This is a genomic window from Fibrobacter sp. UBA4297 (assembly GCF_002394865.1).
GTDB lineage: Bacteria > Fibrobacterota > Fibrobacteria > Fibrobacterales > Fibrobacteraceae > Fibrobacter.
Window position 1 is genome coordinate 20,174 of sequence record NZ_DGUZ01000016.1, and the last position, 13,311, is coordinate 33,484.

11 protein-coding genes are annotated in these 13,311 nt (G+C 50.1%); 10 read left to right on the forward strand and 1 reads right to left on the reverse strand.

The window, feature by feature from the left end; all coding sequences use genetic code 11:
• The first annotated feature begins 2 nt into the window (after positions 1–2).
• The 10 genes from B3A20_RS08270 to B3A20_RS08315 all read left to right on the forward strand — a co-directional run bounded on the left by B3A20_RS08270 (position 3) and on the right by B3A20_RS08315 (position 11,328).
• Positions 3–821, forward strand: a complete 819-nt coding sequence (locus tag B3A20_RS08270; protein ID WP_290763449.1) for a polyphosphate polymerase domain-containing protein — start codon at positions 3–5, stop codon at positions 819–821.
• Positions 822–857: 36 nt separating this feature from the next.
• Positions 858–2,561, forward strand: a complete 1,704-nt coding sequence (locus tag B3A20_RS08275; protein WP_290763451.1) for a lamin tail domain-containing protein — start codon at positions 858–860, stop codon at positions 2,559–2,561.
• Between the two features lie 192 nt (positions 2,562–2,753).
• Positions 2,754–4,421, forward strand: a complete 1,668-nt coding sequence (locus B3A20_RS08280; protein WP_290763453.1) for a TolC family protein — start codon at positions 2,754–2,756, stop codon at positions 4,419–4,421.
• Positions 4,421–5,419: an HlyD family secretion protein gene (locus B3A20_RS08285; protein ID WP_290763456.1), complete on the forward strand. Its 999-nt coding sequence runs from the start codon at positions 4,421–4,423 to the stop codon at positions 5,417–5,419. The genes B3A20_RS08280 and B3A20_RS08285 overlap by 1 nt, the downstream gene beginning before the upstream one ends.
• Before the next feature lie 17 nt (positions 5,420–5,436).
• Positions 5,437–6,648, forward strand: a complete 1,212-nt coding sequence (locus B3A20_RS08290; RefSeq protein WP_290763458.1) for an ABC transporter permease — start codon at positions 5,437–5,439, stop codon at positions 6,646–6,648.
• On the forward strand, positions 6,645–7,826 hold the full coding sequence (locus B3A20_RS08295; protein WP_290763459.1) for an ABC transporter permease: 1,182 nt from the start codon (positions 6,645–6,647) through the stop codon (positions 7,824–7,826). Before B3A20_RS08290 ends, B3A20_RS08295 begins: the two co-directional genes overlap by 4 nt.
• A gap of 191 nt (positions 7,827–8,017) precedes the next feature.
• A complete protein-coding gene (locus B3A20_RS08300) occupies positions 8,018–8,734 on the forward strand; it encodes a zinc metallopeptidase (RefSeq protein WP_290763461.1) in 717 nt (238 codons plus the stop codon).
• Between the two features lie 151 nt (positions 8,735–8,885).
• Positions 8,886–9,743 carry a TIGR02172 family protein gene (locus B3A20_RS08305; protein ID WP_290763464.1) on the forward strand — a complete coding sequence of 286 codons (858 nt, stop codon included), beginning with the start codon at positions 8,886–8,888 and terminating at the stop codon, positions 9,741–9,743.
• An 11-nt stretch (positions 9,744–9,754) separates the two neighbouring features.
• Entirely contained in the window at positions 9,755–10,603 is an 849-nt protein-coding gene (locus B3A20_RS08310) for a TIGR02172 family protein (protein WP_290763466.1), read from the forward strand.
• A 92-nt stretch (positions 10,604–10,695) separates the two neighbouring features.
• Complete coding sequence (locus tag B3A20_RS08315; protein WP_290763469.1) at positions 10,696–11,328, forward strand: GNAT family N-acetyltransferase; 633 nt, start codon at positions 10,696–10,698, stop codon at positions 11,326–11,328.
• A 15-nt stretch (positions 11,329–11,343) separates the two neighbouring features.
• On the opposite strand, the gene B3A20_RS08320 is transcribed toward B3A20_RS08315, so the two are convergent.
• Positions 11,344–13,311: segregation/condensation protein A (locus tag B3A20_RS08320; RefSeq protein ID WP_290763471.1), on the reverse strand; the 1,968-nt coding region annotated here is incomplete at its 5' end.

Genomic DNA, 13,311 nt, shown 5'->3' on the forward strand with positions numbered 1-13,311 from the left:
TTATGGCTGAGGCCCGCGGATTTAGCCTTCTCGAACGCTTCGAGCTGAAGTACCATATCCCCGTCGAATGGGCGGACCGGATTGGTGCGTTCCTTGCGCCGTATTGCGAAGAGGACTACTATTCCAAGATTACTCCGGGTGGATTCTACTGGATTACGAACCTCTACTTGGACACACCGACGTGGACGTTCCTCGGCTGGAAAAAGAAACAGCTCCTGGACCGCTTCAACATGCGCATCCGCACGTACGGCGAACATCCATCGCAAGATGGTACGTTCCACTTTGAGGTCAAGCGTAAAATCCGTAACATCTGCTACAAGAGCCGAGCTACCATCAAGGGTATCAACCCCGGCGAAGTTTGGAATATGAAGCCCGAAGATTGGCCGTGCAAGAGCGAAAAAGACCGTATGTACCTCAAGGATTACCTGTACAAGACGGAACTTTATGGTGCGCATCCGCGACTTCTGACGCAGTACAAGCGACGTGCCTGGTTCGGGCTCCGCGAAGAGTATTCCCGCGTGACCATTGATACCGGTATGCGCTTCCGCGAAGAGAACGGCTTTGACTACACTGTGGATCCGCACTATATGCACTCGACCGGAATCCCCAGGTTCTTCCAGCCGGGGTGCGATGCCGTGCTCGAACTCAAGTGCCCGGCCGCGCAGATGCCGTACTGGATGTTCGACCTCATCCGTGCTTTGAATTTAAAGCATGGTGCATTCTCCAAGTTCGGGAATGCCGCCGCCGAATGGAAACGAGTGTACGAAAATCCGCGTCGATTCAAGAGCCCGTACTGGACTCGTCTCGCCGGAAATTTCTAACATAGATTTATAACATTTAACAAAAGGAAGGCGCTCATGAATACAAAAAAATGGCTTGCAGTAGGCTCTTGCGTCACTGCGCTCGGTCTGTTCTCTGCCTGCTCCGATGATGAGTCTAGTCCAATTACACCCCCTGTTGTCAATAGTTCCTCGGCGATAGCTCCGAATAGCAGCGATGCCACCCCGAACTCTTCTGCAGATGTTGGCGGATCCTCGTCTTCCAATACGACCCCTGCTCCGACATCGAGCTCGGATGCTGAAGGGGTTGTCGATTCCTCGTTCACCAACATGGGCGTTTCCGAAATCATGTACAACGCTCCAGGTGGTTCCGCTTTGGAATGGGTTGAAGTCTATATCAAGAAGGGACCGGATATTACGGATATGCAACTCAGCAACCTCCGCCTGGATGGTGCTGTTGCTTTTAATTTCCCGACGGGTTCTTTGAAAAATGGCGAATATGTCATCGTGACTAACGATGTCGCCTTGTTCAACCAGACTTATGCAGGTAAGCTTCCGGCGGGTTGCAAGGTTTATGGTCCGTGGGACAAGGATTCCAAAACAGGTACTGTCGCAAAGCTTGTAAACGAAGGCGATGTCGTTGAAGTTAAGCTTAAGGGCGAAGGCGACGTTAGCGCTGCTTTCAGTAGCCAGCCGCCATGGCCAAGCCTTGCCGATGGCAAGGGCCGTACACTCGTGTATAGAGGCACCGGTAACGAAGCTGACCCGAATTCCTGGGGGGCTAGCGCCGTTGAAAACGGCAGTCCGTGTGCTGGTGGCGACAAGGTCCTCGATGCTTCTACAGTTCGCTTGAATGAAATCAAACCGTATTCTCTCGGTGTAACCGATGGATGGATTGAACTTTACAACTACGGTACCGCTCCAGTGGACATTAAGGGCTGGGAACTCGAATCCAAGTTGAAAGGCAAGAAGTGGACTATCGGTGGCGCCAATACGGTTGTCCCTGCCAATGGCTATTTGCTTCTCGAAGCTACCGCTGATGTCTTTGGCGATGGTCTTTTCTTAAGCGATAACGGTGATGAAATCTATTTGTTCGAAGCCGCTGCCGGTGTCCGTACAGGTAAGGAAACGAGCTTGCTCATTTCTGCAGGTAAGCAGTCTAGCGGTATTGTCGAAGTGGCTGGAGGCTCGGTCGCTCAGGGCGCCATGGCTACAGAAACTCCGGGGGCTGCGAACTCTGCTCTCAAGGCGGGGCCGATTTTCATCAGTGAAATCCATTATCATGAAAACGAAAGTGATTTGAATGACTTGGAATTCCTTGAACTTGTGAACAAGGGAACCACTCCGGTAACGCTTGCCGAAAATGTTAACAACGTTCCGCAGGGCTGGAAGATTGAAGGCGTCAATATGGAGTTCGCTGCAACAGACGTTATTGCCGCTGGCGGTAAGATGGTTTTGTTTAACGACTCTCTCAAGGCAAAGGAATCTTTGCTCCGTGTACGCTATTCGATTGACGAAAGTGTTCCTATACGTTTCTATGCGGGCAAACTCTCGAACCGCGGTGAAACTGTAGCCGTCAAGAAGCCGTATTCGTTTGTCACTAGAGAGGACAATACAAAGCAGTGGTACTATGAAATTTCCGATGCGACGCTTTATAGCGACCGCTGGCCGGGATTGACCGAAGCAGATGGCAAGGGCAAGAGCCTCAACCGCAAGGACTTTACTACGACTGGTTACGGTTCTGCAGTATGGAGTGCTTCAGCTCCGACTCCGGGCAAGTAAAGTTACTCGTACAGTCATCCTCGACCAAGTGAAACGCGGGAGGGGATCCTGTCATTTCACAGCTACAATTATTCTTTTTGAGTTTTACGCCAAAAGTTCCGACATTTTGTCGGAACTTTTTTCGTAGAATGTAAAATATGCGTCGTTTTGGAATTGCTGTTTTTGACATCTTTTTGTATTATTATTGTAGCTATGAAACGGTACTTTGCTTTTATTCTCAGTAGTTGCGTGGCTGCTAATGCGACAGCGCTTTCTTTGCAAGATGCGCTGGATATGGCCATGGTGAACAATTCCAAAATCAAGGCTGAAAAGGCGAAAGTGGATATTGCCCAAAGTGGCGAAGATGAAGCTTTTGCCCGTTTCCTCCCGACGGTGAGTCTGTCGGCAGGCATTACCAAAATCAATGATCCCATTAATATTGACCTCGGGCGTTTGAGCGATGTCGCTGGTGCGGCCGCTTATTCCAAGGCTTATATCGATGCCTACAACAAGGCTTCCGCTGGCTATAAGCAGGCTTACGAAGGCGCCTATGCCAAGACGGGGAACGAAGCCCAGGCAAAGGCTTATGCCGAAAACGCCCTCAAGGAAAAGCTTGGCACGGGTTCTCCGGAATCGTTTGCCCAGCAGACTGCGGAAAAGTATGGCTCGGCTGCAGAGAACGCCGATTTCAACATGAAGGTGCAAGACGACTGGTTCTTCAACGCCCGCTTGACCGTTGTGTGGCCGATCTTTACCGGTCTCAAGATTTATTCTGCGTACGATGCCGCCAAGGAGAATGTGAACGCCCGTAAGGCAGAATTTGAAATGGCGCAGAACACCGTTTTGATGGATGTCGCGACCAAGTACTTTACGCTCCGCTTGTGCGAAGAGCTTGTCGGCATGCGTGAGTCCACCAAGAAGGACCTCGAAGAACATCTGAACCGTTCCAAGAAGCTCGAAGAGGGCGGCCAGATTAGCAAGACGGAACGTCTCCGTGCCGAAGTGGCTCTTGCCGAAGCCGAAAACGCTTATGAAGATGCCCTCCGCGACCAGTCGCTCGCCCGTATGGCTCTTGCAAGCCTCTTGCATACAGATACAAGCCTTACCGCAACAACGCCGGTGGAATCTCCCGAAGGCATCCGCTCAATGGACGAGTTCAAGGCGCTCGCTGTCGAAAAGCATCCGGGCCTCCGTCAGCTCCGCATTGAACGCAAGCGCAATCAGAATGCGATTAGCGCCGCCCGCGCTGATTACTTCCCGACAATTGCATTGTTTGGCTACAAGGAACTTTACACTAGGGATTTGACGCTGTTGGAACCGGAATGGGCGATTGGCGCCAAGTTGCAGTGGGATATCTTCAAGGGTGGTGACACCCGCGCTAAGGTGAGCTCCGCAAAGGCGATGGACCGCTCTTTGGGTAGCCTCGAAGAAGAGACGATTGATAATTTAAAGCTCTTGGTCGAAAAGCGCTGGCGCGAATTGGAACATGCAAAGGGGAGGCTCACAAGCCTCGCCAAGACGCGTGAACTTGCGGACGAAGCTTTGCGCAGCCAGAACAAGGCGTACGAAGCTGGGCTTGCTACAGGGCTTGATGTCGTGGATGCAGAACTTGCACTTTCGCGCTTGCAGGTGGCAGACCTCAAGGCTCATTACGATGCCGTAGTCGCATGGCTTGGACTTCTCGAAGCTGCTGGCGAAGTCTCTACTGCTGGTACGGTCCTCGTGTCCAAGCAGCTTGTGGTAGAAAAGCCTGTTGATGCTTCGGCAAGCTCAGCAACCGGTGAACCTGCCGCAACAGAACCGCAGGCCGCAACTGAAGCGCAGGCCGCAACTGAATCTGCACAGCCTGTCGAACAGAATTTAGAAACGGAGAATAAATAATGAACGCATTAAAGATGATTGGAAAAGTTGTTGTCGTTCTGGCTTTGATTGTGCTCGTCATTATGGGCATCTCCCAGCTCCAACAGTTCGCAACGCAACCGCGTGAACAGTTCTTGCAAGGCCAGATGGAGGCTCGTCGCGTGCTCGTGGCAGGGAAGGTTCCGGGCCGTATCGAACACTTGCTCGTTCACGAAGGCGATGCTGTTTACAAGGATTCTCTCGTCGCTGTCATCAGCAGCCCGGAAATCGAAGCCAAGAAGATGCAGGCTCAGGGTGCACTCGGTGCTGCCAGGGCTCAGGCAAGCAAGGCCCGCAATGGTGCCCGTAGCGAAGACATTACTGCACTTAAGGCTATGGCAAACCGCGCTCAAGAGGCCGCAACGCTCGCCAAGAACACTTATGAACGTGTGCAGAAACTCTACAACGAAGGCGTGCTCCCGCTCCAGAAGCGCGATGAAGCCGAAACGCAGATGAAGGCTACGCAGTCCGCTGCTGATGCCGCCCGTGCCCAGTACAACCAGGCAGTTGCTGGTGCCCGTAGCGAAGACAAGGCCGCCGCAAACGCTCTCGTGATGCAAGCCAAAGGTGCCAATGCCGAAGTCGATGCCTATCTCGAAGAAACCAAGATTCGCACGCCGATTACCGGTGAAGTTTCTCTCAAGCTCGCCGAAGAAGGCGAAGTTGTCGGTTCCGGTATGCCGATTATCGCCGTGACGGACTTGAACGATTCCTGGGCGGTGTTCCACCTTCGTGAAGATTACCTCAAGAACGTCTCCAAGGGCAAAAAGTTCTACCTCCAGGTTCCGGCTCTCGATAAGACCATCGAAATGACCGTAAGCTACATCGCTTCTGTCGGTGACTATGCTACATGGCGTAGCTCCAAGGAAAGCTCCGGCTTTGACCTCAAGACGTTCGAAGTTCGTTTGCGCCCGACGCACAAGGTTGAAAACCTCCGCCCGGGCATGAGCGTTTTGCTCCCTGTCGACGACATTCAGTAATTGGATAGAAGGTTATCGTGCTGAAAGGTCTTTTAAAGACAATCGGAAAGATTTATTTCGGCCACAAGATTGTTTTGTGGATGATTCTTACGGTGCTCCCCGTCGGCGTTTCCGTGTTTATGCTGGAAATGTTCTCGAGCGAAATCGTGCAGCATATTCCGGTGGGCATTCTCAAGCAAGACAAAAGCCAGCTTGCAGATAAACTTGAAAGGGCGCTCCAGTCAAGCCCTGTTCTCGATGTCGTGTTGAATTGCCATGACATGAGCGAATGTGAACATGCCGTGATTCGCGGGGACTTGCAGACGTTTATCGTGCTCCCGACGGATTTGGAACGCCATGCGCTCCGCCTTGAATCGCCTGTGATTCCGGTTTATTCTAGCGGTCAGAACTACCTCACGAACATGTTTGCAACAAAGGAAATCCGTGCGGTCATTACAAGTGTCGGCTCGGATCTTTTCGCCGCATCGTATGATGACCCGGTCAAGACGGAAATTCATTCGGTCGGGAATATCGAAGGCAACTACCAAGGCTTTTTGGCGCTTGGGCTTGTGTCTGCAATGTTCCACCTGGCAGCAATGCTTGTGGCTGTGTACATCGCATCGTTCCCGCTTCGCGACAAGCGCGTGCGTGAGTTTTTCAATTACGCTGAACGTTCTTGGGTGACGCTAGGCGTTGCCGCTTTTGTCCCTGCTGTGGTCATCCTTTGGCTCGAATACATGGGCTGCTATGCGTACACGCATCGTATGCTCATGCCGATGGGCTTTGATGAATTTGTAATGGTCTCCGTGGCACAACTTCTGATGGTGATTTGTTGCTTTGGCGCTGGCATTACTTTTGTGGGCGTGACTGGCGTGATGCGAATTGCGACTGGCGTTTCGGGCGTGATTGGCGGCCCTGCATTTGCGTTTGCCGGCCAGACGTTCCCCGTGATGGCAATGCCGTTTGCCGTGCGTTGCTTTGCATTCCTGCTCCCGCTTACGCATGTGCTCCGCGTGCAGTCCATGATGCTTCTTGGCGATGTCGGCATGGCTGAATCCTGGGAAGTCATCAAGCTCATGGGCGGCATGGCGTTGTTCTGGGTGCTGCTCGGGTGCTTTACGATTGTGCTTCGCTGGAAGTACCGTCTAAAACATGATTCGCAGTTGCCGGTCGCTACCGAAGACGAAAACGTGGTGACCGTTGATTCGTTGCTTAAGAGCTTGTTCGAAAAAATCAGGAGGCGAAAATGATTAGTCGTCTTTTGAAAGTGACTTTGACGGAATGGAAATTGTTTGTTACGGACCCTGCGGCTGTGCTTTTGCTTGTCGTGGCGGGAATTCTTTATGCGTTCTACTATCCGACTGCATACATGAACCAGACCGTTTCTCGCGTTCCTGTGGCTGTTGTGGATTTGGACCATACGGCAAAGTCCCGTGAACTTACACGAATGGCGTCTGCGACGCAACAGGTCGAAGTCAAAGCGGTCTATAATGACTTGCTTGAAGCTGAGACGGCGATGGCGAGTGAAGAAATTTATGGCTTCATGGTTATTCCGGAGAACATGGAAAAAGATCTCCTGAACAAGAAACAGGTCAAGGTCAACATCTTTACGCATGGCGCCTACGTGATGCTCCATGGTACAATCGGGACTGCGTTTTCGACATGTGCATTGACGGTCGGTGCAGTGAGCAAGGTGAAGGCTATTGCGCTTGGCAAGAAGGTGCCTTCAGCAAAGGCGATGGCAATGCGCGACCCGATGCCGTTATCGATACAAACGATGTTCAACAACACGGGAAGCTATTCTAATTACGTTGTTCCTAGCGTGCTCGTGCTGATTTTGCAACAGTCCCTTGTGATTGGAATTTGCGTGCTTGGTGGCGCTCGCGGGCATCGCCGTTTCCGCCGCAACCAGCGCTATTCCGAAGTCGAAAACGAGAGCATGCCGTACCGCTATTTGGGCCGTTCGCTGGCGTATTTTATGCACTACTGCTGCTTTATCCTGTTCTACCACTGCGTGATTTACAATATTTTTGATTTTCCGCGTCGTGGCGAACTCTTGCCGATGACGATTTTTGCGGTGGTGTTCCTTGCATCGGTCATCAATTTTGGCATGTGCCTCTCGCAAGTTTTCTTGCGCCGCGAATCGAGCATGCAGCTGTTCCTGAACCTCTCCATCCCAATCTTGTTCCTTGCGAGCTTTAGCTGGCCGAGCTATTTGATGCCGAGCTGGATGGTGGGGCTTTCGTACATTCTGCCGAGTACGTTTGCCATACCTGCGTGGCTTTCGATTGAACAGATGGGCGGTGACATTTACGATGTGGCGCCTAAGCTTTATCTGCTAGCGATACAGGCGGTCATCTACTTCGTGCTGGGCATGTTCCTCACGCATTTGCGCGACAAGAGCAAGTTCACCACCGGTGACATGTAAAAATCGGCGACAATAAGCAAAATAGAGTGACGAAGTCACAGACGATTTCGCCACTAATTTTGTAAATTGAATAATGAAAAATGAGGCCAATGGTCATTAGTCCATAGTCATTAGAATTAATGATTTATAACCAATAACTATTGACCAATAACTAATTACTAATAACCACTGACTAACAACTAATAACAACTATGATGTTCGATCCTTTATACATGATGATTCTCGTGGTGACGCTCGTGCTTTCGGGCGCCGTTTCCCTGTTGGTCAAAAAGCGTTTTGCCGCAGGTCAAAAAGTCACAATTTCTAGCGGCCTTACCGGTGCCGATGTCGCCAAGGCCATTCTCATGGAAGCTGGCATTACTGACGTGAAAATCCTCAAGCACCAGGGCTTTCTTTCGGATCATTACAATCCGCTGAACAAGACGCTCAACTTGTCGCCCGAAGTCTATTCCGGTCGCAATGCCAGTGCCGCAGGCGTTGCTGCTCACGAAGTCGGTCACGCCATCCAGCATGCCGAAGGTTACTTCCCGCTGTGGCTCCGTTCTGCCATTGTGCCTGCCGCAAACATCGGTTCTAATCTCGGACCATGGCTTGTGATTATTGGCATTATGCTGATGGGCATGGGCAAGGCGCTTGGCCAGTCTCTCGCGGTTGTCGGTGTGGTGCTCTTTGCGCTTGCAACTCTCTTTACGCTCGTGACCGTGCCTGTGGAATTTGACGCTTCTGCACGTGCCAAGAAAGCTCTTGCCCGCATGGAAGTCGTTGCCGCAGGTCGCGAATACAATACCGTCTCGGGCGTGCTCTTTGCCGCAGGCCTCACGTACGTAGCCGCAGCAGTTTCGTCTATCTTGCAGTTGCTCTACTGGGCATACCGCGCAGGACTCCTCGGCGGTCGCAACGACGATTAACGATTGATTTGTCACCTTTGAACAGTCATCCCGGATTTATTCCGGGATCAGTACTTTTAACCTCGCTTCGGCGGGGCAATTTTTTTTGTTGTTTTTCGCAGAAAAAGCGATATCTTTATAAAGAGAAGGACCTTTTTTGGGGAGCTAAAAAATGGAATACCAGAATATTGATATTAGTACCTGGACACAGGTGGGCGAGGGCGGTAACGGAAAAGCTTATGTGCATCCCGGACATCCCGATATTCTTTTGAAAGTGAATAATCCGCCTCGTTGTGATGAGGCAACCGTAAAGCAAGAACGTGACGCAGCCCAGCATGTCTTTGATTTGGGAATCCCGACTCCTCGTATGTTCGATATGGTGCGCGTGGGGGATGGTTACGGTCAGCTCGTAGAAATCATTAAGGGAAAAAAGTCTCTTTCGCGTATTTGCTCCGATGATCCGTCACGCATCAGTGAAATGGCAATGTTGTTCGCTTCATTGGGCCTGCGATTGCACGCCTTGCCTTGCAATACGGACTTTTTCCCAAGTCGCAAGGAACAAGCCTTAAAGGGGATCGATGCGTCTGATTTTGTTGCAGATGATGATAGAGAAAAAATGCGGGCGTTTGTTCAGAGTATAGAAGACGAGAAAACCTGCTTGCATGGTGATTTCCAGATGGGTAACTTGATTATTTCTGGTGACGGTAAACCTTATTGGATTGATCTTGGCTGGTTTAGTCACGGTTCGCCAATGTTCGATATAGGGCATTTTTTCATGAATTGCCAAGTTTATTCTCAGTTCCCGGCAGCGCAGGAAATTTTCCACATGTCGCAGGAACAGTTGAAAAGCTTCTGGAATGCGTTTGCTGAGGCCTACACAGGGAATAGGGACATCTCCGCCTTTAATGCAATTGCAGGCAAGTTTGCTTCGCTTGATGCTTGCATCCGTTCAATCTTGATGCCGCCTCCTGAAGCTTATAAGAAGTTGTTTGCAGGATTGGTTCATTCCCTGGTCGAAAAGTTTTATTAAGAGAGGCTGTTATGTCTGAAGACGTTGAAAAAATCAATTTAGATGATTATGTAGCGACGGGAGAAGGCGCAACAGCAGTCTCGTACACGCACAAGACTCGTGATACGATTGCTAAACTTTATTATCCCGGTTTTGAAGCGGACTGTGCTAAAAAAGATTTCTTGACATCTTGCAGTGCTTTTGGTTTGGGTGTCCTGACTCCAAAACCAATTCGGTTGATAACGGATGGCGAACGCTTTGGTGCTGAATATGAACTTATCCGGAATAAGCGTTCTTTTTCGAGAATTATTTCAGAAGAGCCGGGTCGTTTGCAAGAGCTTTCTTTGATATTTGCAGAAATGGCTAAGAAACTCCATTCGACGAAAGCGGATACGACGAAGCTTGTGTCTACAAAGGAAAAATTCCGTCGCTTTTATCTTGAAAAGGCTGTAGTTCCTGACTTTTACAAGCAAAAGGCCTTGGCTTTTATCGATACGGTTCCCGACACCCCGACTTGCCTTCATGGCGATTTGCAAATCAGCAATGTCATTACTGATGGAAAGCGAACGCTCTGGATTGATATGGGTGATTTCGGCTACGGTGACCCTGGTTGGGATTTGGGTATGTTGTGGAGCATGACGCACAGAATGGATGAGCAAAAGGCTAATCTTGTTTTCCACATGAGTAAAGAAAATCTTTTGGCTCATTGGAATATTTTCTATCCTGCTTATTTGGAAACGACGGACCCGCAGAAAATCGCAGAAGCCACGAAACGGATTTTGCCGTTTGCAGCGGTCAAGGTCCCTTATATGTTCTATATAGCAAAGCGTTTTCGCTTGCCGGATGAAGCCTACCCGCAAATCGCCAAACTGTTTGGATGAAATTATAAAGATATTTTTTGCAAATAGGCTACTTAAATTAACCATGGCATAAGATTTGTTTCTATTTTGTATAAAGAGAATGGAGCTTTGCTATGGAAATAGTGTTTGGGATATTAAAACGTGAAGAATTTGATGAAGTCGTGGCTTTGTCGTTTAGGGCCTATGAAAACTATGAGTATTTTTTGAATTTCTTCCCGGATTTAGAAGAAAGGCGTAAGGTGATATGGTCTGTTTTGTATGGAACGTGGCGCACAATTTTGAAAAAGTCGCATTTCTTAACGGCTAAAGTAGACGGAAAAATTGTGGGCTTGGCTGTGCTCGAAGACTCTCAATACAAGAGACCGACGGATTTGCAGTTCTTGCTTCATGGCTGGTGGAAAGTCTATTTTAGCGCAGGCATAAAACGTGTGAATGCTTGGGTTAATATGGATGAATCTGCTGGGAAACCTTGTCATGATTACCAGCACAATGGCGAAAATATTTGGTATTGTAGCTCGTTGACTGTGGACCCGCCATTTCAAGGAAAGGGCGTTGGTTCGCGGCTTATTGCATTCATGGAAAAATACATTCGTGAATATGGCGGTAAGCAACTGACATTGTTTACAAATTCAGAGAAAAATCTTGCGTTCTATAAGAAGAATAATTTTGAGGTTTTTGATGAACGCGATATTGCTGTCCGAGATGGCTTGAAAATGAGAAGCTGGAGCGTTAAAAAATCGCTTTAGCGCTATCAAGAAAAATTAATCTTTGCCAGCTCCGTAGACAACGGGGCCTTCTTCGTCATCGTCGTCGTTGCCATGTTCGGCGAGGTAAGCTTGGTATTCTTCGTCGGTCATTCCGCCTTCGTCATCTTCAGGCATGAATGACTTGCGTTCGGACTTTTTAGCGGGCTTCGGTTCTTCTTTGCGGCTTGCGCGGGCGCTGCGGTTCAAGTAGGCGATGTATTCCTCGTCCGTCATTTCGTTGCCGAAACTGTAAGAGGAGTACTTGTCTTCTTCGGGTTCTTCTTTTTCGACGGATTGAACTGGTGCCGGAGTGGGTTCGTCCCAAGTGCTGCTGGAACTGCTATGGGATGCCGTGGTGGTCGGCTGCGCGTTGTTAGACTGCGCGGAACTTGCGTTGTTGTAGAATGCTTGGGCCTTTTGCATAAAGGCGGCAAACTCTTCATCGCTCATCTGCTGGACAGACTGCTCGTTCAAACCTTGGAATGTGCTTTCTGCACTGGAATCGTCCGAACTTTCGGTGGTCTCTTCCGTTACGGATTCTGCTTCACCGGATTCAATTTCATCTTCATCAAGATTTTCTTCTTCAAGTTCTTCGACGAGTTCATCTACCGGTTCGAATGTGTGGGCGCGTTCTTCGGAATCGTCATCGTCGTTAGCGCCGAATTCAGGAATTGAACTCTTGCTAAGCACCGGAGCTTCGTCCTCGCTAGCGGACATTTCTGCACTTTCCAAAGTTGCGGACTGCGCGGCTTCTTGAGCCGAAACAGCTTCCGTATTTTCGACCGGGGCCGCAGCGTTGGCATTTGCAGTAGCGGCATTTTGGCTCGGTGCCGTTTCTGCGTTTTCTGAAGCTGTGGGCTGCACAGGAGCTTGATCCGTTGACTGCGCGAAATCTTGTGCCGGCGCTTGTGTGTCTTCAGCGGTTGCGCTTGCGGCCTGCTGAGCACCTTCGGCGGCATCCGCTTCCGCAATCATATCGGCAAACGGATTGTCCTGCACTTCGGAAATGTCTTCGCGACCTTCCAACATCGCGTTGAGGTCTTCTTCGGTGACATTCCTGCCGCGTTCCGTCCAAAGCACGGCTTCGCGCATCGTAGCGGCAAGGTCGCCCACGCTCTTTTCCTTGGAACGTGCAATCGCCTGGCTACGGATCGTTTCCACAAGCCCGGCCTTGACTTCGGGATCCTTGCTGAAAAACACGGTCTCGTGCGCCATTTCGTCGGCGTACTCGGGGTTGTTCTTTTTGCGGTAAATCCAAATCGGTCCGAAAAGTTCACTCTGACGGAAAACGATATCGTCCGTCTTGATCATTTCGAGCATGGCCATGAACGTCACCGCAGCAACAATCGGGTGGCTGTCGTTGTCGAGCAAGTCTTCAAAGAGTGCGCGTCCATGTACGTTCAGGTAGTTGTTAATCGCCTGCTGGCGGTCCTGAATGGTCACATAGTCCAATTCGATGTGGTGGATCGTCTCGGAAATCTTTGTCTTTAAGCTCTTTTGGTAAGCGCGGAAAAGCTGCCAGATGTTTGCATCGGCGAGTGTGTCGTCATCGCTCTGCGTCTTTTCAAGACGCCCACGGGAATACGTTCCGAAGTTCTTCGCTTCCATTTCCTGGAGACCACTTGCGACCTGCTTGAAGCGCTGGTATTCCAACATTTCCTTCATGAGCTTTTCGCGGTCTTCGTTGTATTCCTCTTCCATCTCCGGATCGCGTTCTTCGGCCGGGAGCAATTCCTGCACCTTGAGCGCCATCAAGCGGCTTGCCATGAACAAGAAGTCGCCCGCCTTGGAAAGGTCCGTTTCGGAATACTCGTTCACCCACTTGAGAAAGTCGTCTGCGATTTCAGCAATGGGAATCTGGTCGAGCGTCATTTCCTTTTTCTGAACGAGATAGACAAGCAAATCCATCGGCCCGTTAAACGAACCGATTTTTACTTCATAATCTTCTTGCTCAAGAGCTTCGGAATCAACCATTGAACTACA